This window comes from Martinezella sp. CNPSo 3795 (assembly GCF_057784475.1).
In genome coordinates this window covers 397,841-420,493 of the sequence record NZ_JBXSOQ010000002.1, presented here as the reverse complement: position 1 = coordinate 420,493, position 22,653 = coordinate 397,841, and the positions used below count along the sequence as shown (strand labels likewise).

The 22,653-nt window shown below is 61.3% G+C and carries 26 protein-coding genes; 12 read left to right on the top strand and 14 right to left on the bottom strand.

Going from position 1 to position 22,653, the window contains the following annotated elements; all coding sequences use genetic code 11:
* Positions 1-389 precede the first annotated feature (389 nt).
* Both AC13QY_RS06855 and AC13QY_RS06850 read right to left on the bottom strand, forming a co-directional pair.
* Entirely contained in the window at positions 390-746 is a 357-nt protein-coding gene (locus AC13QY_RS06855; protein WP_488493022.1) for an avidin/streptavidin family protein, read from the bottom strand.
* A 125-nt stretch (positions 747-871) separates the two neighbouring features.
* Positions 872-1,069, bottom strand: a complete 198-nt coding sequence (locus AC13QY_RS06850) for a DUF2934 domain-containing protein (RefSeq protein WP_488493021.1) — start codon at positions 1,067-1,069, stop codon at positions 872-874.
* Positions 1,070-1,361: 292 nt separating this feature from the next.
* Between AC13QY_RS06850 and AC13QY_RS06845 the strand changes: the two genes are divergently transcribed.
* From AC13QY_RS06845 to AC13QY_RS06835, 3 genes are read left to right on the top strand one after another with little or no spacing between them, the layout of a single operon-like run.
* Positions 1,362-1,793 (top strand): CBS domain-containing protein, encoded by a 432-nt coding sequence (locus tag AC13QY_RS06845; protein WP_488493387.1) that lies wholly within the window; start codon positions 1,362-1,364, stop codon positions 1,791-1,793.
* A 27-nt stretch (positions 1,794-1,820) separates the two neighbouring features.
* Complete coding sequence (locus AC13QY_RS06840) at positions 1,821-2,087, top strand: hypothetical protein (RefSeq protein WP_488493020.1); 267 nt, start codon at positions 1,821-1,823, stop codon at positions 2,085-2,087.
* A gap of 55 nt (positions 2,088-2,142) precedes the next feature.
* Positions 2,143-3,078, top strand: a complete 936-nt coding sequence (locus tag AC13QY_RS06835; RefSeq protein ID WP_488493019.1) for an NADP-dependent oxidoreductase — start codon at positions 2,143-2,145, stop codon at positions 3,076-3,078.
* Between the two features lie 359 nt (positions 3,079-3,437).
* Here the strand turns inward: AC13QY_RS06835 and AC13QY_RS06830 are convergent, their stop codons facing one another.
* The 7 genes from AC13QY_RS06830 to AC13QY_RS06800 form a co-directional block, all read right to left on the bottom strand.
* Complete coding sequence (locus AC13QY_RS06830; protein WP_488493018.1) at positions 3,438-4,295, bottom strand: transporter substrate-binding domain-containing protein; 858 nt, start codon at positions 4,293-4,295, stop codon at positions 3,438-3,440.
* Positions 4,296-4,327: 32 nt separating this feature from the next.
* Complete coding sequence (locus AC13QY_RS06825; protein WP_488493017.1) at positions 4,328-5,095, bottom strand: ABC transporter ATP-binding protein; 768 nt, start codon at positions 5,093-5,095, stop codon at positions 4,328-4,330.
* On the bottom strand, positions 5,092-5,832 hold the full coding sequence (locus tag AC13QY_RS06820) for an ABC transporter permease (RefSeq protein ID WP_488493016.1): 741 nt from the start codon (positions 5,830-5,832) through the stop codon (positions 5,092-5,094). The genes AC13QY_RS06825 and AC13QY_RS06820 overlap by 4 nt, the downstream gene beginning before the upstream one ends.
* Entirely contained in the window at positions 5,832-6,551 is a 720-nt protein-coding gene (locus tag AC13QY_RS06815; protein WP_112721666.1) for an ABC transporter permease, read from the bottom strand. Before AC13QY_RS06815 ends, AC13QY_RS06820 begins: the two co-directional genes overlap by 1 nt.
* Positions 6,552-6,632: 81 nt before the next feature.
* Positions 6,633-7,487, bottom strand: coding sequence for a transporter substrate-binding domain-containing protein (locus tag AC13QY_RS06810; RefSeq protein ID WP_113388765.1), 855 nt, complete (start codon positions 7,485-7,487; stop codon positions 6,633-6,635).
* A gap of 58 nt (positions 7,488-7,545) precedes the next feature.
* The gene (locus AC13QY_RS06805; RefSeq protein WP_488493015.1) at positions 7,546-9,222 is read right to left on the bottom strand and encodes a M28 family peptidase; all 1,677 of its coding nucleotides are present in this window, start codon (positions 9,220-9,222) and stop codon (positions 7,546-7,548) included.
* Positions 9,215-10,639, bottom strand: coding sequence for a M20 family metallopeptidase (locus tag AC13QY_RS06800; protein ID WP_113331780.1), 1,425 nt, complete (start codon positions 10,637-10,639; stop codon positions 9,215-9,217). Before AC13QY_RS06800 ends, AC13QY_RS06805 begins: the two co-directional genes overlap by 8 nt.
* 177 nt (positions 10,640-10,816) lie before the next feature.
* Between AC13QY_RS06800 and AC13QY_RS06795 the strand changes: the two genes are divergently transcribed.
* Positions 10,817-11,458 (top strand): GntR family transcriptional regulator, encoded by a 642-nt coding sequence (locus tag AC13QY_RS06795; RefSeq protein ID WP_488493014.1) that lies wholly within the window; start codon positions 10,817-10,819, stop codon positions 11,456-11,458.
* 103 nt (positions 11,459-11,561) lie between these two features.
* On the opposite strand, the gene AC13QY_RS06790 is transcribed toward AC13QY_RS06795, so the two are convergent.
* Both AC13QY_RS06790 and AC13QY_RS06785 read right to left on the bottom strand, forming a co-directional pair.
* Complete coding sequence (locus AC13QY_RS06790; protein ID WP_488493013.1) at positions 11,562-12,737, bottom strand: MFS transporter; 1,176 nt, start codon at positions 12,735-12,737, stop codon at positions 11,562-11,564.
* 105 nt (positions 12,738-12,842) lie between these two features.
* Positions 12,843-12,968 (bottom strand): hypothetical protein, encoded by a 126-nt coding sequence (locus tag AC13QY_RS06785; protein WP_488493401.1) that lies wholly within the window; start codon positions 12,966-12,968, stop codon positions 12,843-12,845.
* Positions 12,969-13,124: 156 nt separating this feature from the next.
* On the opposite strand from AC13QY_RS06785, the gene AC13QY_RS06780 reads away from it, so the two are divergent.
* A complete protein-coding gene (locus AC13QY_RS06780; protein ID WP_488493012.1) occupies positions 13,125-14,018 on the top strand; it encodes a LysR family transcriptional regulator in 894 nt (297 codons plus the stop codon).
* Positions 14,019-14,272: 254 nt separating this feature from the next.
* Here AC13QY_RS06780 and AC13QY_RS06775 read toward each other — a convergent pair whose 3' ends face one another.
* From AC13QY_RS06775 to madL, 3 genes are all read right to left on the bottom strand, one after another.
* Entirely contained in the window at positions 14,273-14,941 is a 669-nt protein-coding gene (locus tag AC13QY_RS06775; RefSeq protein ID WP_488493011.1) for a GntR family transcriptional regulator, read from the bottom strand.
* Positions 14,942-15,193: 252 nt separating this feature from the next.
* Complete coding sequence (gene madM / locus AC13QY_RS06770; RefSeq protein WP_113232473.1) at positions 15,194-15,958, bottom strand: malonate transporter subunit MadM; 765 nt, start codon at positions 15,956-15,958, stop codon at positions 15,194-15,196.
* 11 nt (positions 15,959-15,969) lie between these two features.
* Positions 15,970-16,392 (bottom strand): malonate transporter subunit MadL, encoded by a 423-nt coding sequence (gene madL, locus AC13QY_RS06765; protein ID WP_069614414.1) that lies wholly within the window; start codon positions 16,390-16,392, stop codon positions 15,970-15,972.
* 174 nt (positions 16,393-16,566) lie between these two features.
* Between madL and mdcA the strand changes: the two genes are divergently transcribed.
* From mdcA to AC13QY_RS06730, 7 genes are read left to right on the top strand one after another with little or no spacing between them, the layout of a single operon-like run.
* Positions 16,567-18,216, top strand: coding sequence for a malonate decarboxylase subunit alpha (mdcA, locus tag AC13QY_RS06760; protein WP_488493010.1), 1,650 nt, complete (start codon positions 16,567-16,569; stop codon positions 18,214-18,216).
* A 9-nt stretch (positions 18,217-18,225) separates the two neighbouring features.
* Complete coding sequence (gene mdcC, locus AC13QY_RS06755) at positions 18,226-18,537, top strand: malonate decarboxylase acyl carrier protein (RefSeq protein WP_488493009.1); 312 nt, start codon at positions 18,226-18,228, stop codon at positions 18,535-18,537.
* Complete coding sequence (locus AC13QY_RS06750) at positions 18,534-19,445, top strand: biotin-independent malonate decarboxylase subunit beta (protein WP_488493008.1); 912 nt, start codon at positions 18,534-18,536, stop codon at positions 19,443-19,445. The genes mdcC and AC13QY_RS06750 overlap by 4 nt, the downstream gene beginning before the upstream one ends.
* Positions 19,432-20,154 carry a biotin-independent malonate decarboxylase subunit gamma gene (locus AC13QY_RS06745; protein WP_488493007.1) on the top strand — a complete coding sequence of 241 codons (723 nt, stop codon included), beginning with the start codon at positions 19,432-19,434 and terminating at the stop codon, positions 20,152-20,154. The genes AC13QY_RS06750 and AC13QY_RS06745 overlap by 14 nt, the downstream gene beginning before the upstream one ends.
* On the top strand, positions 20,147-20,788 hold the full coding sequence (mdcG, locus tag AC13QY_RS06740; RefSeq protein ID WP_488493006.1) for a malonate decarboxylase holo-[acyl-carrier-protein] synthase: 642 nt from the start codon (positions 20,147-20,149) through the stop codon (positions 20,786-20,788). Before AC13QY_RS06745 ends, mdcG begins: the two co-directional genes overlap by 8 nt.
* Positions 20,785-21,639, top strand: coding sequence for a triphosphoribosyl-dephospho-CoA synthase MdcB (gene mdcB, locus AC13QY_RS06735; RefSeq protein WP_113331771.1), 855 nt, complete (start codon positions 20,785-20,787; stop codon positions 21,637-21,639). The genes mdcG and mdcB overlap by 4 nt, the downstream gene beginning before the upstream one ends.
* The gene (locus tag AC13QY_RS06730) at positions 21,636-22,556 is read left to right on the top strand and encodes an ACP S-malonyltransferase (RefSeq protein WP_488493005.1); all 921 of its coding nucleotides are present in this window, start codon (positions 21,636-21,638) and stop codon (positions 22,554-22,556) included. Before mdcB ends, AC13QY_RS06730 begins: the two co-directional genes overlap by 4 nt.
* The last annotated feature ends 97 nt before the right edge of the window (positions 22,557-22,653 follow it).

Genomic DNA, 22,653 nt, shown 5'->3' with positions numbered 1-22,653 from the left:
TAAAGCGCGTCGGTGAGCTTCTATCGCCAGCCCGTCGTTTAGGGCAAGCGCTGATACGGAGAACCAACCGCGAGGATTATATTGCAGGCGTGGGAAAAGGGTCCTTACTTGTAAAAGACCGCAAATGTGGGCCGGAGCCCGATGCCACAGGCTGCAAAGGCCGATTGGATACATGATCGAGCTGGCGGCCCGGCCAGCGAGCTATAAGCCGCGCAATCGATGGCTCATAGAAGAAAATCGAAATACAACGACCTCTTGCTGCGGCTGAATTAAGCTCAGGCTCTAAGCCGCGGGCGGGTCGGACTGGAGGGAGGGCAGCGCTTCAACTCCCTTCGCTCTTGGGATGCTGATACGCAACGTCCGCTGGAACCAGCACTCCACGGCGCACGCTAGGATATCTGCTCGAACGTATCGGCGTTGGTTTGCACGGAATGAGCCCAGCCGAGCTTTCGTACCCTACCGGATTGCTCGGGCTTCTTGCTAGTCACAACATGCCAGATCGTCTGGAGCTTTTTCTCGCGCAACATTCCGGTGAATGAGCAGATGGAGGTCGAATCTTCGCCCGCCATTCCAAAAGCGAAATTTATGCAATCGTCGAACCAAACGCCAGCCACCGGCAACTCGGAGCCAAAAAAGACACTGTCTTGCAGCGCGGTCTTGAATGTCCCTCTGATTAAACCATCCTGCTCGTCGGTGATCTTGACCGTCGAGCCATATTGATTGCGCCAAATTCCAGTCCAGCTCATGATGGCTGTCTCCTTGACGTTGTCGTGGGCGGCAAGTCGATCAGGCGTTGCGGGCCTGTTCCGGACGTCTGGTCAACCGAATTCCTCGACAATTCTCACACAGACGCCGGCGGACTTACGGAGCGTTATTCACGAATAGGACGCCCGTAGGCTACTTTTTTCGCTTTGCCTTTAGAGACCGGAGATGTCTCAGCTTCGCGTTCCGTCTCTTGGTGCTGCTCTTCGGCCCGTTGCCAATGATCGAGATCGCGTCCGTCGGGCCGCCCTTCTTCCTCCCAGATCCTATAAGCTCGCTCGCGGCGCTTGGCTTCATCATCATCCATTGACTTGCTCCTTGATGTTGAATGCGGATTTCTAAAGCTTGGACGGCGTCGGCGATCTAATCGACCAGGAAATCGAAAGTTCCCTCTGGATAATTTATTGCGGAGGAGCGCGTGCAGGTTGAGCGCGCGGTGGTGCCTCGCCGAAGATGGCGCATATGGCGCAAGCTCAGGAGGCATGGCTGAAAGTTCCGCTTTGGCAGTCGGCGATGCATTTTTCAGCTGCTTTTGCTCCGATGAAGGAACTCTGGACGCCTACGTGAGTTTGGGTCTTTCTTTCAAGGAGGGCAGAGACATGCAAGTGAACGCAGCAATGACGCGCGACGTGCGCGTCGCAAATCCTAATCATTCCATTCGCGACGCCGCGGTCATGATGGCCGATCTTGATGCCGGCGTTCTTCCTGTCGGCGAGAACGACAAGCTCGTGGGCATGATCACGGATCGCGACATTACAGTCCGCGCGGTCGCACGCGGCAAGGGACCCGACACCAGGATCGGTGACGTGATGTCGGCAGAAGTTAAATACTGCTTCGAAGACGATGATGTCGGCGACGTGATGACAAACCTGGGGAACATCCAGGTGCGGCGGCTGCCGGTGCTCAACCGAGACAAGCGGCTGGTCGGCATACTCTCGCTCGGAGATCTCGCCGTTTCCATGGCTGATGGGTCCGCCGGTCCCGCGCTCGCCGAAATCTCCAGACCCGGTGGAGCGCATTCGCAGACCTGAACCAGCAATTATCGAAGGAACGACGCCATGTCCGCATCGAAAACAACCATGGACCATGAAACAATCCGTAAATGGGTGGAAGCAAGAGACGGCCGTCCATCACGTGTGAAAAGCGCCGGCGGAAATGGCGGCCTTTTGCGGATCGATTTTGGTGAGCCCGAGCAAAACTTCGAAGAAATCGGCTGGGACGAATTCTTCCGGATCTTCGACGATAACAAGTTGGCGTTCCTCCATCAGGAAGAGACGGAGGACGGTCGCGAAAGTCGCTTCAATAAATTCGTCAATCGGTCGTGATGTCGGCGGCGGTCTTACGCCGGCGACAGCCATAATCCTGGAAAGGCGGTTTAAAATGCCCAAGATGATGGCCATTAGAATGCATGAGTTCGGCGATGCAGATGTCTTGCGGCTTGACCAGATCGAACGTCCCTCCCCCAGTGAAAACGAGATTTTGGTCAGGGTCGCGGCGGCAAGTGTCAATCCCGTCGATTGGAAGATCCGCAAGGGTGGCTATCCCGCGGTCAAGCAAGATGACCTGCCGATCGTTCCCGGACGCGATCTCGCGGGCACTGTCGAGGCTCTTGGTCACAAAGCAACCGGCTTTGCCAGCGGCGATCGCGTGATCGCGTTCCTCGACATGAAGCGGGGCGGCTACGAGGAATATGTCGCCGTTCCGGCCGCGTTACTCACGAAAATGCCATCCTCGATCAGTTTCGAGGAAGCCGCGGCCATTCCGCTCGCCGCCATGACCGCATGGCAGGGATTGTTTGATCATGGCCGCCTTCGAAGCGATCAGCGGGTTCTGATCCATGGAGGGGGTGGAGGCGTGGGCCATTTCGCGATCCAGTTCGCGAAGGCCAAGGGGGCGTGGGTCGCAACGACTGTTTCGGGGCTGGACATCGATCTTGCCCGGCGCCTTGGAGCGGATCAGGTCATCGACTACAAGTCCGAACGTTTCGAGGATATGCTCGATCCCGTCGATATGGTCTTCGACCTTGTCGGCGGTGAAACACAAAAGCGCTCGTTCGAAGTTATCAAGAACGGAGGCGTTCTGGTGTCGACCCTAGGCGAGCCGGAACGACCGGACACCGTATCCGGTAATATTCGGGTTGCCGGCTATATGGCCACGCCGAATGCGGGCCAGCTTCATGAAATCGTCGATCTGATAGAACAAGGGCAGGTCAAAGTCCTGCTTCACAAGGTTTTTCCGCTTGATATGGCCGCAGACGCTCAACGAACCCTGGAAAACGAGCACGTCCAAGGAAAAATCGTTCTGAGCGTGGACTGATCGGCGAAGATAGATGGATTGCCGACACCGGACTTATTTCAACCGATCGGAAGAGTGATGGTAGACCAAGCTGTCCGGTGTGGTTGCACAGCAGTCGTGCAATTCTGGAATTCCATTCCGTCAATGCGAGGACGATCGAGAACGCCTAGCTCGATACGACTGCAACAACGCCGCCTGACGGCCAAATAATCGCCTTGGCATTCGGGCAAATCTCGCCGACGCGCCTGAGCCGGCCATCCAGGTCATCCCGATGACCGGCGCGTCATCGGGATGACAGGTTTGAAAGAGCATTTCGCTGCCGTTGCCCGGCGCGATCAAAGGCCATGCAACGGTGGCGACCGTTTAGCTTCGTTCTGGATTTACTTCGGGGTCACGTCGAAGCCGAACCATTTCTGAGACAGCTTCGCGATCGTGCCGTCGGCTTTTGCCGCCGCGATCGCATCGTTGAACATCGCCTTCAGCTGGGTGTCGTCCTTGCGCAGACCGACGGAACTGCCACGGCCAAGGAGGCCGCCTTGGAAACGCGGTCCGGTCACGATCATATCTTCATTGCCGGGTTTTGCCGCCGCCGTCGACAGATAGGCCATCGACGCCATGATGAGATCGACGCGGCCGGCCTTCAGGTCGAGGTCATGCTGCTCGGTCGTCTTGTATTCGCGAATATCGGCGACGCCCTTCAGATATTTGTCGAGGAAGGTTGCCGCGATCGATGCCGTCTGCACGCCGATCGTCTTGCCCTTGAGCATCGGTTCGAGTTCCTTCAGCGCCTTGGCCGCGCCGGCTTCATCCGTCGCGAGGGAAAACACCTGGCCCTTCATGGGGAGATCGGCAAGCGTGGAATCCTTCAGGGTTGCGAAAGTCTGGCCGGTGGTGCCGTAGGAATCGCTAAAGGCAATGACCTCCTCCCGCTTTGCGGTTGCCGACATGCCGGAAATGATCGCGTCGAATTTACCCGCATTGAGTGCCGGGATCATGCCGTCGAAGGGCTGGATGACGGTCGTGCATTCGACTTTCATGTGATCGCAGAGATATTTGATCAGTTCGATCTCATATCCGTCCAGGCTGCCGTCCGCCTTGGTGAAATTCCATGGACGAAAAGCGCCTTCGGTCGCGATGGTGACATGCGTCCACTTTTTGTCCTCGGCGCGCACGACGCTCGCCGTAGCGAACGTGGCGACCATCATGAGCGCGGTTAGAAGTCCGGTCAGGTATTTCATGATCGAGTTCCCCATTGTGATTGAACTTGAAATTATTGGCTGATGAACTGGCGGAAGCGCTCGGAACGTGAACCGGCAAAGACATCCTGCGGCTTGCCGTCTTCCTCGACGACGCCCTTGTGCAGGAAGATGAGGCGGCTCGAGACATCGCGCGCAAAGCCCATCTCATGCGTAACGACGAGCATGGTACGTCCCTCCTCGGCGAGCGCGCGCATGACCCTCAGGACCTCGCCCACGAGCTCGGGGTCGAGCGCCGATGTCGGTTCGTCGAACAGCATGACCTTCGGATGCATGGCGAGGGCGCGCGCGATGGCCGCGCGCTGTTGCTGGCCCCCCGAAAGATGAGCCGGGTAGAAATTGCGCTTGTCGGCGATGCCGACCTTGGCGAGCAGCGCTTCCGCTTCCTCGATGCATTCGGCGCGCGAACGGCCCTGGACGTGGACGGGCGCCTCGATCACGTTCTCGAGCACCGTCTTGTGGGACCAGAGATTGAAGCTCTGGAACACCATGCCGAGTTGGGAACGGATGCGATCGACCTGCCTTCCATCGGCTGGGCGATGGGCGCCGCGGGCTGTGCGCTGCATGCGGATCGTTTCGCCCGCCACGGTCACCTCACCGGAATCGGGCGTCTCCAGCAAATTGATGCATCGCAGGAATGTCGATTTTCCGGAACCTGACGAGCCGAGAATCGAGACGACGTCGCCTTCCAGCGCATCGAGCGAGATACCCTTGAGCACCTCGACCTGTCCAAAGCTCTTATGCATGTCGCGCACGCTGAGTGCGATTGGCGTGGCAGTCATCGCGGATCTCCTACGGGGGCCGCCCCGGCGGCGGTATCGTGCGTCACCGGCACGGGCGGGCGCAGATGCGGGCTCAGCCGATACTCGGCAAACTGGATGAGGCGTGTCAGCACGAAGTTGATCGCCAGGTAGATGGCACCTGAAACGACGAAGACCTCGATAGCGCGGTAGGTCTCCGAAATGATCTTCGCCGCGACGCCCGTGACTTCCATCAGCGTGATGATCGAGGCAAGCGATGTCGCCTTCACTATCGAGATCATTTCGTTGCCGTAGCCCGGCAGCGCCTGACGGATGGCAAGCGGCAGGATGATGCGCCGGAACATCATGAGACGATGCATGCCGCAGGCGCGCGCGGCCTCCACCTGCCCATGCGGCACCGAGAGCAGACCGCCGCGGATGATTTCGCTGGCATAGGCCGCGGTATTCAGTGTCAGCGCCAGGACGGCGCACCAATAGGGATCGCGCAGAAATGGCCAGAAAATGCTGTGACGGATGACGGGGAACTGGCCGAGACCGTAGTAGATCAGGAAGATCTGGACGAGCAACGGCGTGCCGCGAAAGACGAAAACGTAGAGCCGGGCAAACCAGTCGAGGACGGTGACGCCCGACAGGCGAGCGAGCGCCAGAAGCAATGCGAGGATGGCGCCGAGGCAGATCGACGTCACCGCGAGTTCGATCGTCAACGGGATCGCCGCGACAAGGCTCACGAAAGTCTCTTCAAGGAATTGCCAATCCATCAGCGTTTCCTCACACCGCGCGACAGATGGCGCTCTGCTTGCTGGATGATCAGGCTGGATAGGGTCGAGATCATCAGATAGATCACCCCTGCGATCAGGTAGAAATCGAACGGCAGTCCCGTGGAGCCCGCGCCGACCTGCGCCTGACGCAGCAATTCGGCGACGCCGGTGATCGAGACCAGCGCCGACTCCTTGAGAACAACCTGCCAGACGTTACCGAGCCCCGGCAGCGCATGACGCAAGGTCAGCGGCGCGATAATCCGGCGCAGGCGCAGCCAGCGCGGCATTCCGCAGGCGATGGCGGCCTCGATCTCACCGGGATGCACGGCCTTGAACCCGCCGCGCAGCACCTCCGTGAACTGCGCGCCGGACGTGACACCGACGGCCAGGGAACCAGCGAGGAAACCCGGAAAACCGAGGAAGCCCTCCGCTCCGAACATCTTGCCGATGGCCGTGACGACCGCGCTGCCGCCGAAGTAAAAAAGATAGATGACCAACAGATCGGGGATGCCGCGAAGAACCGTCGTATAGGCATCCGCCGTGGCGCGTGCAATCCGGTTGCCGGCGATCTTGCCCCACGCGCCGAGCGTTCCGATGCAGGCGCCGACTGCATAGCCGGAAATCGCGACAAGAATGGTCATCCAGGCGCCGGCCAGGAGAGCATGACCCCAGCCATCCGGACCGAAGCCAGCAAGCTCGAATAGGGTTGGCTGGTTCATCCGCTTGACCTGAAAGAATGGATGCGGGCAGGGGAAGTCATGGTCTTATCCTCGGCCGGGAACGATGGATGCGGGACGCGCTCAATTGGCCTCGAAGGTCGGCGTCAGGTCGATCTTGCTCCATTTTTCCGAGAGCTGCTTGATCGTGCCATCCTTGGCCGCCTGCTTGATGGCATCGTCGAATTTCGCCTTCAGATCGGTCTCGCCCTTGCGCATGCCGAGAGCGACCTCCGTTGCCAACATCGCACCCTTCACCAGGGGGCCGGACATCATCAGATCGTCGTTGCCGGGTTTGGCGAGTACGGAGGTTTCATAGACGCCGCTGTCGAAGCCGGCATCGATGCGGCCTGCCTTGAGATCAAGATCGCGCTCTCCGGAGCTCTTATAGGCACGCACCGTCACATCGGATCCGAAATAGGAATTGATCAGCTGCTCCTGGCTGGTCGACTGGACGACACCGACCGTCTTGCCCTTCAAGGCCTTGCCGATCTCCGCCATCACCGGATCCGCTTTCGCCTTGTCGTTGAGATTGAGCCGCTCACCCGTCATCGGGAGAGGTGAAACCGATCCATCCTTCACGAGCAGGAAGCTTGCGACACCGCTCGCATAGGGTACGGTGAAATCGACCACCTGTTTGCGCTTATCGTTGATGCCGAGCGTCATCACCAGATCGAATTTGCCGGCGTTCAGGCTTGGGATCATCGCGTTCCATTCGCCGGCGATCAACTCGCAATCGACCTTGGCGCGCTTGCAGAGATCGTTGATGAGATCGACGTCGAAGCCGGCAAGCTTGCCGCTTGAATCCATCAGGTTCCACGGCGGGAATGCGCCTTCGATGCCGACCTTGACCTGCGTCCAGTCTTTGGCGCCGGCGGTCAGCGGAGCAAGGGAGGCAATCATGCCGAATACGGCGGCAAGCATTTTTCTGTTTTTCATGTTCGTTCCCCTTTTCGGCCGCTTAAGCGGCCTTTTGTCAGATCCGGTATTCTCGGCGTCAGTTCTCCAGAGCCGCTCGCAGGGCGGCATTGGCCTCCCGCAGCGCGTGAGCGATGCGATTTCTCGTCTGACGCGCGTGAACGACGTAAAAGGCGGTATCCGGCGAGCCCTCATCCAGTCTCGCCAGCGCGCGCAGCCCTTCCAGAGAGGGCCAGGCGACGTGCGGGAGCGCGGAGTCGGGATGGAAGCGTTCGCCGCTCGTATAGTTCAGCGGCACCAGATGCCGCCCGGCATGCATCAGCGAGGCATCGATCCGCGCCGCTCGTTCCGGCGTGGGATCCCTCACCTGCAAAAGCGAATTGGCGTTGACGCGCAAGTCATCGATGGCCCGGAACAAGCCGGAGATATCGAGACGGCCGGCAAGCGCTGCCTGCAATTGCCCAATCTGCTCGTCGAGGGAGGCGGCATATTGAGTGTAATCCAGCGGCAGGACGGGCAAAGTCAGCAGCCGCCAGAGAGCCTCGAGAACAATCGCCGTGTCCCGGCAAAGATTGTCCGGATCGATGTGTTCGGCGGTGTCGTGCGGCGTATGCCACCACCATCCAAGCGCCGTCAGCATCTTGACAGGCCCCGGCGGCTGATGGCTGAGGCTGCCGAACATCGAGGGAATACCGATGCCCCAGAAGGACTGATCCGCGGCGCGGCCATGACGCCTGCCGGCGTGTTTCTGCCCGGTCACACGCTCGATCACATCCGCAGCCAAGGGCCTGAGTTCGTCGATCACACCGGAATTGGTGAGGACGGTAGCACCCTCGCCGCCGGTGGAATCGACATTGACATGGACGGCGCAGCGGCGATCGAGTTCGTCGAAATACTCGTCGGCGTACCAAGCTGAGCCGGAGTAGCGGCCATGGGAATGACCTGACCAGAAGCATATGCGCAAGCCCCGGCGCCATTCCGAGGCACGAAGCGCGAGCAGGCGCGCCGCCTCGAGCATCGTCGCATTGGCGCCGCCATTGTCCATGACCCCGAAATGCCAGGTATCATGATGGCCGGAAAACAGGACGAAAGGTCCATCGTCGCCTTTCGGTTGAAGCTCGGCAACAAGCAACGGCGTCTTGCGCCAACCCGTGTCGACCTCCGCGCAAAACGTTGCAGTCACCGCCTCTCCGCGCGCAAGCCTTTCACGCAGGCGGCCGCCATCGTCCTTAGCGATCGAGCAGATGACGGTCGTCGGCAGCCTGTCGCGCGTGTGTTGCGACGGGCTGCCCCAGACCGGGGAGACGCACATCTCATAGAGATGCTCGTTCGGACTGATGTGAAGTTCGCCGAGCGCGCCGAAAGCACTCGCAAGCGCGGCCACTTCTTCGGTCGCGATACCATCGACCAGGACGATCTTGCCGGCGATATCCTTGCCGGCGAAATCGGCTTCGGTTCCCTCGCCGACATGGATGAGATTGCCGGTTACTCCCGCGGCTGGTGTCGAGATCGACATGGAATGCGTGATGCAACGAAGGTTCTCGCCATCGATCTCAACCGTGGCGGCACGTGGCAAGCTGATGAAGGCATCGTGCGACAGAAGCCGCGTGCGATAGCCAAAGCCGTCCATCTCAGCCTGGAGATAGCGGAAGCTTTCCAGCTCTTCGGCCGTGCCCGAAAGCTTTACCCGGCGCGCGAATTCGCCGATATGCGCCATCAAGCGCGCGCGATCGGGCTTCAGACCGGCCTCAGCCATTGGCCTTCTCCGGCAGCGGCGGCTCGACATCGTCCGGGATCGGGTTGACGAAGGGCGTACCTTCGAGGCGTGCCTTGTGATCTTCCTTGGCGGCCGCGATGAGCGCGGGATTGCGGATGAGTTCGACGGCCGTGCTCGCCATCACCTTGGCGGCATGTTCGGTGCCCTTGTGAGCGACAGGCAGCTTGCCCTGCGCGACGAGCTGCCAGGAGTGGCCGGGCGTGCCGATCGCATAGGTGGCGCCGCGCATCTGCACGGTCGGGACGACCCAGCTGACCGTTCCGACATCGGTCGAGCCGACCAGGGTGCCATCGCCAGCGTTCAACGGAAAGATTTCCTCACAGAGCGCCTGGCCCTTCTTCGGCTTCAATGCAAATCGGCCGTAGGAAGCGGCAATATCCTCCGCGCTGAAGGTCTGCTGAAACTTCAGCGCGGTCTCGCGATCCGCGTCGTCAAACACGGGCGGCCCGAGCCGATTCAGCTGCGCGAACATGCATTCCTCGAGCGGTGTATTGCCAACGAGATTGGCGTCGCCGCTGATGATCTCGCTGCGAACCGTCGTCTCTGTCATTAAGGCGGCACCCTCGGCCACCTTCTTGACCCGGGCGACCAGCGAAAGGAGTTCCGGCAGGGTCCGCGCCCGCACGAGATAACGCACGGTGGCGCGCGCCTGCACGACATTGGGGGCCGCGCCGCCAGTATCGGTGACGGCATAGTGGATGCGCGCCGTCGACGGCATGTGTTCGCGCATGTAGTTGACACCGACATTCATCAGCTCGACCGCATCCAGCGCGCTGCGGCCAAGATGAGGCGTGGCCGAAGCGTGCGAGGCACGGCCGGAAAAATGGAAATTGATCTCGTTGCAGGCGAGCGAAATGGGATTGTTGACGCCGGCGAAGGCCGCCGGATGCCAGGAGATCGCGATATCGACATCATCGAAAACGCCAGCACGAACCATGAAGCCCTTGGAGGATCCACCCTCCTCGGCCGGGCAACCGTAATAGCGCACCCTGCCCTTCAGGCCGTTTTCCGCGAGGAAATCCTTGACCGCGGCCGCCGCGAGCATCGAGCCGGCGCCCAGCATGTTATGGCCGCAGCCATGGCCATTGCCGCCATCGACCAGCGGCCGCTCTTCCGCGACACCGGCTTCCTGGCTCAATCCGGGCAGCGCATCGAACTCGCCGAGGATCGCGATGACCGGACCATCCTCGCCCGCTTCGCCCATGACAGCCGTCGGCAGGCCGGCGATGCCGCGCTCGACACGAAACCCCTGACGCCCAAGCATCGCGGCATGTTCTTCGGCGGATCTGTATTCCAGGTAGTTCGTTTCAGGAATGTCCCAGATCCGATCGCTGAGCGCGAAGAATTCCGCGCTTTTCCTCTCGACAATGTCCCAGACCGCATCCGAATTTTGCATGGACTTGCCATCCGCCTCATATAATGGATACTAAATTGGTACCAATTTATGTGCCAATAAGAGCGGATGCGCAAGAGATGAGCATGAATATTTTTTCGGCAGCCATAGCGCGCGCCGTGTTGAAAAATGTGGACCTATGATAGTCATCGCCAACTTGGGAAGGTCTGGGAGAGCTGCATGAACTCGCTGGAAGCTGAAGCGGCGGCGCCGTCGCACGGAGGAGAGGCGCCCGACGTGACCGAGCTCATTCTCCAGGACATCCTCGCGGGCAGGCTCCCACCGGGAACATGGCTGAAGCAGATCGATCTGGAGCGTCGGTACAGCTGTACGAGGCCGCAGGTGCGGCGGGCGCTCGACCGCCTCGTGCAGAAGCGGCTTGTCGAGCACATTCCCAATCGCGGCTATCACGTGCACGAGCAGGACGGGCGCCGCGCCCAGGAAGTAAGCGATATCCGCGTGATCCTCGAAGTGGCGATCAGCGATCGCATCGTCGCCAATGCCGGCGATGCGGATATTGCCAATTTGCGCGCGCTGGCTTCGCGCTTCGATGATCTGGTGCTCAATGGCACCATGCTCGAGCTTTACGAAGCCAATCTCGCTTTTCACCGGTACCTGCTGGTACTTGCAGGAAATCAGGAGCTTGTCGAACTCATCACCGAAATCCGGCAACGCACCTCATCGGCGCCGGTCTCGCAATGGCGAACCCGAGCCCGCATCGAGCAGTCCGGCCGCGAGCACCAGCAGATGATCGACGCAATAGAGAAGCGCGACGTCGATATGCTCAAGGCACTGACCCGCAGGCATATTTTGCAGACATGATTGATATCGACCACAGCCCTGGGGCATGCCCGGCGAGGCTATCGGCCGGGGCCGCGATCCCATTTCACATCGCGAGCCGATCCGCGCCTGGATCTGTCCCAGATCATTCGGTCCGTCTTGCGGTGAACGCAATGATGGCGGCCGCCAGAAACAGAACACCGCTATAGGCGAATGGGCTCCACCACCCGACGCCGTCGAACAGCAGCCCGCCTGTGAAGGCACCGGCGGTGATTGCCGCCTGGATCAGCGCCACCAGCAGCCCGCCGCCGGCCTCGAGTTTGTCTGGGATGACGCGGGTCATCCATGTGTTCCAGGCAACAGGAATGGGCGTGGCGAAGAACCCGAACAGGCAGAGGAGCGCGGCGACCGCAATACCCGAAGGTGCGAGCGGGATCAGCAGCAGAGCGATCGCGGCGAGCGCCGCGGGGAATCCGGCGAGGACGGCATCCAGATGCGCTCGCAGCAGGAAGCCGATCAAGGACGTGCCTAGCAGGCCGAACAGGCCGATGCCGAGGAGCACGACCGACAGCTCGTTCACATCAAGCCGCGTCACATCTCCAAGGAGCGGTCGAAGATAGGTCGATAGCGCGAATTGGCCCATGAAGAAGAAGGACATGGCGGCCATGCTGGTTGCCAAGACGCGGTTTCGCAGCAACCCGAGCGGACCGCCCCCGTCATTCTTCGAACCGCCGGGTATTCGCGGCAAGGCGAAGATTTGCCAGACGAAGGCGATGATGCCGACCGGAACGACGATGAAGAAGGCACCGCGCCAGCCTATCAATCCGCCGAGGAAGCTTCCCAACGGCTGAGCGATGACCGTGGCCAAAGCAGTACCACCCTGCAGCATGGCGAGGGCCTTTGGAATGTCCTGTTCGGCAGCGATGCGCGCGACGATAGAGGTGGACAGCGACCAGAAACCGCCGATCGCGATGCCGATCAGCGCGCGGCCGAGCATGAAGACGAGATAGTTGGGCGCGAATGTGATCGCCAGACCCGACAGCACCATCACGATCGTATAGGACAGGACCACCGTTCGCCGATCCAGCCGCCACAGCACCATGTTGCTGAACAGGCTGGTGACGACCGCGAAAAATCCGGAAACGGAAATCGCCTGCCCCGCCTGCCCCGCGGTAATGCCAAGCTCCTCTGCGATCGGGGTTAGCAGACTGACGGGAAGAAACTCGGAAGCGACGAGGGTAAAGGTCATCAGCGTCATGCAGGTGATCGCGGCCCATGGGCTGGCCGTACGCTCGACGGCGCGGTCATAGGTGGTTTCCATAACAATTGTCCAAAGTTGCCTGAACGCGCTGTTCAGCGGAAAGTCTTGATGGTGGCGGGGGTGCTCGTCGCGGCGATGAATTGCCTTTTCTTCATGGCCTGCTCCTCACATCCCGAGCAGTGCCTTGATGGCCCGGCGCTCATCCATGGCCTTGTAACCATGCGCGACATCGGCAAGCGGAACCGCCAGATCGAAGACTTTCCGGGATTGATGAAGGATTGTCGCGAGCATGGCCTGGCCTCCCGTCGGGGCGCGTTGCACCTGTCCGTTTCGCATTCGGGAGAACACATACCATCGCTCGATAAATCGGATTAGATGGGGTAATTTGCATGAACCTATCGAAAATTGATATTAATTCGGCCCGCGAATATGGGATAGGACAAGCTTATGCCACGGGAAAATTTCAACGAACTGCTGGTGTTCCTGGCCGTCGCCGAGGAACGGAGCTTCACGAAAGCGGCCGCGAAGCTGGGCACATCCCAATCGACGCTCAGTCATGCGGTGAAGAAACTTGAAGAACGTCTGGGCATGCGCCTGCTGGCGCGCACGACGAGAAGCGTCGGACTGACCGAGGCGGGCGAACGGCTGCAACAGTCTCTGTCGCCTCGCATCGCCGAGATCGAAGCGGACATCGAAGCCTTGACCGTCTACCGGGAACGCCCGGCAGGAACCGTCAGGATCACGCTTTCCAACCACGCCATGGAAAGTGTCGTGTGGCCGAAATTGTCGTCCATCCTTGCCGATTACCCTGATATCAAGCTTGAACTCAGCGTCGATGGCAGCTTCCGCAACATCGTCGAGGACGGGTTCGATGCCGGCGTCAGGCTTGGCGAAAGCCTTGAGAAGGACATGATCGCGGTACGCATCGGCCCCGACTGGAGGCTGGTGGCGGTCGGCTCGCCAGAGTATTTTAGAACCCGATCAGCACCGCTGACCCCACAGGAGCTGATGCGTCACAACTGCATTCGTCGACGCCTCGGCCGCATCGGCGGTCTCTATGCCTGGGAGTTCGAGAAGGACGGAGAGGAGATCCGGGTCAGGGTCGAGGGCCAGCTCACGTTTAATACCGACCGCGAGATGATATCGGCCGCTCTCGACGGACACGGAATTGCCTACGTTCCGGAAAGCTATGTCGAGCACCATCTGGAGGCGGGGCGACTTCAACTTGTCCTCGACGACTGGTGTCCGAAATTCGCGGGCTACTACCTCTATTATCCCAGCCGCCGACAGAATCTTCGCGCATTCTCCGTCATCATCGATGCCCTTCGCGAAAGAGGCTGAAGTCAGACACCAACGATCCGACCAAGGCGCTGTTATCGGTGCCGGGGGACGGTCAGGCCAATCGAGAAGCCGCAGCGGACTTGGGAGGCGGCTCGGATGCTGCTCAGCCCGCTAAAATCAATCAGCCGCAGCGGTAGCAACTCCTGTGATTGACCCGAGCTTTAGGGCGGGATCAGATTGGGATAGGTTGAGCAGCCTGCCGGATGCATCCTGAGATCCGGACAGGTTGCGCGACGGTGGAATCGTTCGGCTGTTCATTCCGCTGCCTCGTCGATTTCCATGTAGCGCGCCAATGCCAAGGCCGCATTCAGCATATGTTCGCGCATGACTAGGGCCGCTTCCGTCGCATCGCCCCGGATCATGGCGCGCAGGATCGCCTCGTGCTCAAGGAATGAAGCCGTCAATCGCCTCGGTTGCCGCAGCTGAGTCCTGCGGAATGGCAGCAGTCTTGCCCTTAGCCTCATCAATTCATCAAACAGAAACTCGTTATGCGCACCGCGATATAGCGTTTCGTGGAAGGACAAATTGAGCTTGTCATACTGTTCAAAGTCGTCTGCCTTCGCCGCGAGTTCGGAACGCTCATGAATTTCGGTCATAACCGCGCGCTCCACGCCCGTTATCCGATGGGTCGCCAGACGGACGCACATGCATTCCATCTCGGCGGTCACTTCGAACATCTCCATCAGCCGCGGCAAGGTCAGCGGCAGGACGGTTGCGCCGCGCCGCGGACGAATCTCGACGAGTCCGATCGCCTCCAACTGACGTAACGCATCCCTTACCGGCGTGCGGGAAGCGCCGAAGCGGCTGCTAAGCGTAGCCTCGTCCAGGCTTGTGCCGGGCCTTATGGCGCCGGAGGAAATCTCATCCATCAGCACCAGTTTAATGCGCTGACCGATCGATCCAGCTTCGTCAAATTCCGTCATGTCAAACCTTGTTTCCGATTTGGCGGGCAACCATTCAGTTTTACACCATCCAATTCGACAGATAGCAATCGATATGAAGCATGGTGCCGCACCCGGCCCGTTTTGCCTGTTGGCGCGGAGGCCATCGACGACGGCTGGATCGGCAAGCGTCGAGGTATAGCCGGGCGCCGAAACCGTACCGGCGATCCCGTGCAGGATGCGGCGTCTAAAAGCCTTTTCCTGCACCGGTTCGACCGGCTTTCCCCATTTTTTTCAGCCCCCTGCAATCGCCCTGACGGCGAGATAAAGGATCGAAGGCGCTACAAGGCAGCCCAGCCCCGTGTGAAACGTCGCCGTCAGTGCGCCATAGGGGACGAGACGGCGATCGGTCGCCGCCAGGCCGCCGGACACGCCGCTGACGGTTCCCATCAGCCCACCGAACACCATGGCGCTGCGGGGATTGTCGAGACCGATCGCCTTGGCCACGATCGGGGTTCCGACCATGACAAGGACCGCCTTGAAAACACCGGTCGCAATCGACAGCGCGATCACGGCCGAGCTTGCGCCCAGAGCGGCACCCGTCACAGGTCCCACGATGTAGGTAACGGCACCGGCGCCGATCGTCGTTATGGATACCGCATCCGTATAGCCGAAAGCGACGGCGAGCAACGAGCCGACAATGAACGGAAGAACCGTGCCGAGGCCAAGGGCAAGCGCACCGACAGCGCCAGCCTTGCGTGCTTGGCCGACATCGACCTCGAAGGCCGTGGCGACGATGGCGAAATCGCGCAGCATGGCTCCGCCCATGAGGCCGATGCCACTAAGGATTGGAATATCCACCACCCCTTTCTCGCCTCCGGTCCACAGACCAGCCGCGAAGGCGGCGGCGAGCCCCAGAACGATCGCGATGGCCGAGCCGTGGACGCGGCCGAACAGGACATGTTTCGAAATGGCGTTCGACAGCCACATGACCAATCCGACGATGGCGAATGCGGTAAGCAGGCTGTTGGCGGTCAAGTCATGTTTCAGGATCTCCATGGCGGCCTCCCTCAGACCGGATTGCCGGAGGTGGCAAGCTCACCCCTGGCCCTCGCTTCGATTTCGTCCATCGTTTCGCCTCTCTCGCCGATGCGACTCATTAGGGCGACGGTCGCGAAACAAACGAAAACCGTCACGATACCGGCGATCAGCACCAGCGGACCGCTGCGCGCGGCCACCAACACGTTTTGCTGCGCCGCCATGGCGACGACGATCGGGATGTAGAGAGCACCCCAGAACTCGACACCGAGTTTGAGTGGCAGCGTCAACAAGCCCCGCCTACTCAGCCAAAGCCGCGTGGCGATAAGCAGGATCATGGCAATGCCGACACCGCCGACATTCGCCTTCACGCCAAGCGCTACCCCCAGGAGATCACCGAGGATGCTTCCCAAGAGGGTGCAAAGGGCAAGCATCGCGACACCAGAGATCATCATGAGCGATCCTCCCCGCATGCGCTTCGATAGAAATACGAGTTCACCATTTTTCCTCCTCCAATGCATACGGATAGACCGCACGACGATTTTAAAATACACTTTGTTGCAGTTTTCGCAATTGTGTGTACATTATATTTCCAGAAACACGCTCTTGCGCATACATAGGGCTATCAAATGCTTGATTGGAATACGAAAGGTCGCGACAGGCTGGCGCGTATCGAGGCCGGCCAGCGTTTCTCTGCCGGCAAGCTCGTCGACCCGCAGCAGCTCGTCGCTTTCCTGGAAGCGATCCTGAAGCCTGGAGATCGCGTCTGCCTCGAGGGCGACAACCAGAAGCAGGCGGACCTTTTGGCCAAGGCGCTGTCCAAGGTCGATGTCGCCAAGATACACGACCTGCATATGGTACAGTCGGGCGTGGTCCTGCCGGAGCATCTCGACATTTTCGAAAGCGGCATCGCCCGAAGGCTCGATTTTTCCTATTCCGGCCCGCAGTCGGCTCGCATCGCGCGCATGATGTTCGGCGGCCAGATCGAACTGGGTGCGGTCCATACCTATCTGGAACTCTTCGCCCGCTATTTTATTGATCTGACGCCAAAGGTGGCGCTCATCGCCGCCGTCAGCGCGGACAGAGAGGGAAATCTCTATACCGGGCCGAATACGGAAGATACGCCAACGGTCGTGGAGGCGACGAGCTTCGGCAAGGGGCTGGTCGTCGCGCAGGTGGGCGAGATCGTCGACCGCGTGCCGCGCGTCGACATTCCCGCCGACCAGGTTCATTTCGTCGTGGATGCCAAGCGACCCTTCTATGTGGAGCCACTGTTCACCCGCGATCCGGCGGCGATTACCGAAACGCAAATCCTGACCGCAATGCTGGCGATCAAGGGGCTCTATATGCCCTATGGCGTGCGCCGCCTGAACCATGGCATCGGCTTTAATACGGCGGCCATCGAGCTGCTGCTGCCGACTTACGGTGAGCGGCTGGGATTGAAGGGCAAGGTCTGCACGCATTGGGCACTGAACCCTCATCCCACCTTGATCCCCGCCATCGAAGCCGGATGGGTGGAGCAGATCCATTCCTTCGGCTCCGAAGTGGGTATGGAAGACTATATGCGTGCTCGCCCCGACATTTTTTTCACCGGGCCTGACGGCTCGCTGCGTTCCAACCGCGCCTTCTGCCAGACCGCCGGACTCTATGCCTGCGACATGTTCATCGGCTCGACCTTGCAGATCGACCTTGCGGGCAACAGTTCGACCGTGACCGGCAGCAGGGTCGCCGGTTTCGGCGGCGCCCCCAATATGGGATCGGACGCACGAGGTCGGCGCCATCCGAGCGAAGCCTGGCTGCGTGCCGGTCGGGAAGCCGATCCCTCCGCCGCCACCCCTGCCCTGCGCCGAGGCCGCAAGCTGGTCGTCCAGATCGGCGAAACCTTCGGCGATGGCATGGTGCCGATGTTCGTCGAGCGCCTGGCCGCCCTGGATCTGGCCGACAAGCTACAGCTCGATCTGGCTCCCGTGATGGTTTACGGTGATGACGTGACCCATATCGTGACGGAAGAGGGGATCGCCAATCTGCTGTTGTGTCGCGACAGAGACGAGCGGGAACAGGCGATCCGTGGCGTGGCCGGTTACACCGAGGTCGGTCGCGCCCGAGACCGCAAGATGGTGGAGCACTTACGTCAGCGCAAAGTCATCCAGCGTCCCGAAGACCTTGGAATTGATCCCCTGGATGCCGATCGCAGTCTGCTGGCCGCGCATTCCATCAAGGATCTGATGCTCGCCTCTGGCGGCCTCTACAGGCCGCCTTCCCGGTTCCGCAATTGGTAGGCCACCCCTATGGAAAATCTGCTTTACGAATTGAAATCCGCACGGACCGGCGGGACCCGCGCCCTCGCTCTGGTGGGTGTCGTCGCGTCGGGCAACCTCGAAGTATTGCTTGAACGACGGGAGGCGCCGGACCGTTGCGTCATCGAGATCGCGACGCCGGCGCATGGTTTCGCCGAGCTGTGGGCAGCGGTTACCGAGGATTTCGCGGCACGCTCCGCCGCCGGCGGCCTGCGCATCACGATCAATGACGGCGGCGCCCGGCCGGATATGGTGGCGCTGCGCCTGGCCCAGGGTGTGCGGCTGATGGAGAAGCCAGAATGACCGATCCTCGCACGCCGCGCCGAAGCTGGTATGAAGAATCCGCCCGTGGCCGGCTGCTGCATCTGCTCGATGCCGACAGCTTCACCGAATTCCTAGGCCCGGAACGGCGGGAGACGAGCCCTCACCTCTCGCTCTTCGATTTGCCCCGGCAGTTCGACGATGGCATCATCGTCGGAGCCGGCCGCATCGACGGCCGCCCCGTGCTGGTGGCCGCCCAGGAGGGGCGCTTCATGGGCGGTGCTATTGGCGAGGTGCACGGCGCCAAGCTGACAGGCCTGCTGCATGCCTCGGCTAAGATGCGGCGGGATATCGTCATTCTCTTCGACACGGGCGGCGTGCGCCTCCAAGAAGCCAACGCCGGTGAATTGGCGATCTCCGAGATCATGCGCGCCGTGCTGGAGGCACGGTCCGAGGGCGCGCGCGTCATCGGTCTTCTTGGCGGCCGGGCGGGCTGCTATGGCGGCGGCAGCCTGATTGCCGGCTGCTGCTCGGCACTCGTCATCTCCGAGCAGGGTCGTCTATCCGTGTCCGGGCCGGAGGTCATCGAGACGAACAAGGGCGTGGAAGAATTCGACTCGCGCGATCGGGCGCTCGTTTGGCGAACCATGGGCGGCAAGCATCGCTACCTGATCGGCGGGGCCGATGTCTTCGTCGAGGACGATATCGCCGCCTTCCGCGCCGGCGCGATTGCCGCGCTGCAACGGCCGGCCACTTTAGACCCGACGGTACTGCAAGCGGAACAGACGCGGCTCGAACATCGATTGCGCCATTTTGGCGATGCCCATGATGCCACCGAGATATGGGCGCGGCTGCAGATCGAGGGCTCCGGGCAAATACCGGAGCGGGACATCGGGGCTTTCCTCACCACGGCCAATATCCATCGGGAGAGCGCCGATGCAGCTCGCTGACATCCTGTCCTCACTCTTTCCCGCCGGCCATGAGATAACGCTGGTGGATGGGCTTGTTACCGGCTGGGGCCGGTTGGACCGACAAAACCGGATCGACCTGATCGGCATTGCCGACAAGACCTATCCCGGCGTCGACGAGGCGATAGAGCTAGCCGGGCATATCCTGTCGGTCGCCCGGCGGCCGGACAGTTCACCCCTTTTATTCCTGGTCGACTCCGGCAGCCAACGCATGAGCCGGCGTGACGAACTGCTGGGTCTCAGCGAGGCGCTGGCGCATTTGGCAAAGGCGCTGTGGCAGGCTGAGCATGCGGGACACCGCACGGTCGGCCTTCTCTATGGCGGAAGTGCTGCCGGCGCCTTCATTGCCACCGCGCTGGCCTGCGGATCGCTGGCAGCCCTGCCCACCGCCTGGCCCGAAGTCATGGATCTGCCATCCATGGCCCGGGTAACCAAGCTGCCGCTCGCTACGCTGAAAGAAAAGGCCGCGACAACGCCTGTTTTCGCGCCCGGTCTCGATAATCTTCTCGCAACCGGCGCCATAGCGGAAGTGTGGGATCCGGCGTCCTCCTTGAACGCCCAGCTCGCCGCGCTTCTCGCCAAGCCCATTTCGCGCGATCCGCGCGCGCAATGGGGCGCGGAGCGCGGCGGTCGGCCGAAGGCCGCCATGATCGCGGCCGAAGTAGAACGGCTGGCTTTGCTCCATGGTTGATGTCGCCGCCCTCCGCCGTCACGATCTCGCCTATGTGCGCTCCGAAGCATGGCCGAGCTTGCTGCAGGGACAAGTCCAGGACGAAATGGAGCCCGATCTGCTGGCATGGGCGGAATTGGGACGACCAGCAATCTTCCGTCGTCGGACCTGCGGCGACGCGGCGGATATCGTACCCTTGGGGCTGCCCCTTCCTTCACGCATGGGGCGCAAACGGCTCGCTCTCGCATGCCCGCCAGCTGCCGTCATGCGGACGGCATATCCTCCTCTATTGAGGGACGCGCTGCCCGCGGCGCCGGCGCGATGGTGTCAGGCCATTGGCGCGCTTCTGGAGTCAGCCCCCTCTTGTCGCTGTTTCGGAAGTCTGGCTTGGCAATACCTGACCGGCCTTTCCTATCTGACCGATACTTCCGATCTCGATCTTCTGGTCGAGTGTCGCTCGGACGCAGATGCAAGGCGAGTGACGGCTTTACTGACCGATGTTGCCGAACACGCGCCCATGCGGATCGACGCGGAATTGATCACGCCCTACGGCACGGCCGTTCAGTGGCGGGAATGGCTGTCGGGAAATCCGGAGATCTTAATCAAATCCCATACCGGATCGGCCCTTATTGCTCGGGAGGCGCTCTTCGCATGACGTTTCCATTGCTGGCCGAACCATGTCCCGTCGCCGTCAAGCATCGCGATCCCGAGCTGATTGGACGGCATGCCGCCCAAGCGCTCGTCCTGGAGGTGGAAACCTGGCCCAAACCCGGATTGGTCAGCCACATCGACAACGGCGCTCACGCCGACATGGACGCGGATCTTCTGCGCCTGAGCGCTCGGACGCTGGAGCCGTTCTTCGTCGCGCTTGCGGAGGCGGGCGCGATGAACGCCGGCATGGATCGCCTGCGGCAAATCGGCATTGAGGCGGAAAAGGCAATGCGGGATGCGACCGGCGGAGTAAACACCCATCGCGGCGCCATCTTCGGCCTTGGCCTTCTGGCGGCGGCGGCCGGCCTGGCGGCGACCCGCGCCTGGCAGGCGCCGCTCGGCACCCTTGTCGCACAGCGTTGGGGACGTGACATCCTTAACCATGCGCCGGAGCACGACACTCACGGCAGCGTGGTGGCGCGACGCTACCAGGTCGGCGGCGCGCGGGCCGAGGCTGCCACCGGCATGCCATCCGTCTACGATGTCGCCCGCCCAGCGCTTGCCGAAGGACGGCGCCTGGCCATGGGTGACGAGGAAGCCGCGAGGGTCCATGCCTGCATGGCCCTGATCGCTGTGGTGGACGACAGCAATCTGCTTTATCGCGCCGGCCCCGAAGGGTTGAATTTCGCGCGTGAGAAGGCCCGCGCCTTCCTGGCGGATGGCGGGATCGGACGCGCGAGTTGGCGATGGGATGCCAAGGCCATTCACGAGGCGTTCGTGGCGCGCAACCTCAGCCCGGGCGGGTGCGCCGATCTCCTTGCCATGGCGCTGTTTACCGAGGTGTTGGAATCGTGACCCTCGCGCTGCTTTGTTCGGGCCAAGGCCACCAGAGCCGGGAAATGTTCCGGCTGCTGGCAGCGGAACCCGACGCGCAGCTCATCTTCGAGGGCGCGGCCGCGGTGCTTGGGGCGCATCCAACGGACTTCTGCCGGACCGCACCCGAAGCCGCGTTGCATGCGAACCGCGAAGGTCAGATCCTGTGCGTGATACGTGCGCTTGCGATTGCTCGCGTCCTTTTTCCGGCCGGAGCGCCAAGCGAAACGATGGTGGCTGGCTACAGCGTCGGTGAAATGGCGGCGTGGGGGGTGGCTGGGATCTGGTCACCCATGGACACTTTGAGGCTGGTCGATCAGCGGGCGCGGGAAATGGACGCCGCCGGCGGCCCAGATGACGGACTTGGCTATGTGCGTGGTTTGCCAATGGCGGCGGTGCGGGAGCTTGCCGATCGTTTCGGCTGCGCAATCGCCATCGTGAACCCCGATCTCCTGTTCATCCTCGGCGGCGCCAGACAATCGATCAATGCGCTATGCACCGCCGCGCTTGAAGAAGGCGCGGCACGCGCGGCGCCGATGCCAGTGCATGTCGCCTCCCATACACCGCGGCTCGCCGGTGCGGTGGCACCGTTTGATAAAGCCCTTGCCTCGGCAGCTGTCAACCGCCCAGCGCTGCGCCTCATGACCGCCACCACTGCCACGATTGTCGTCGATCCGGAACGCGCCCGCGGAGGGCTCGCGCGGCAATTGGCCGAAAGGATCGATTGGGCAGGCGTGATCGAAGCCATGGCCGAACGTGGCGTGACGACGATCCTCGAACTGGGGCCGGGTCGAGCCCTGGCGGAGATGGCAGCTCTTGCGCTACCCGGAAGAAGAGTGCGTGCGGTCGACGAGTTTCATAGCCTCACAGGGATCAAAGCCTGGCTAGCTGCCGACTGAAACCAAGGTCTTCTCGCTGCCGATTTGTATTACCTGTCCTCGGATGCCGCGATGCAACCGATCTTGAGGCCGGTGGCGGCGAGCAATGGCGAATGAG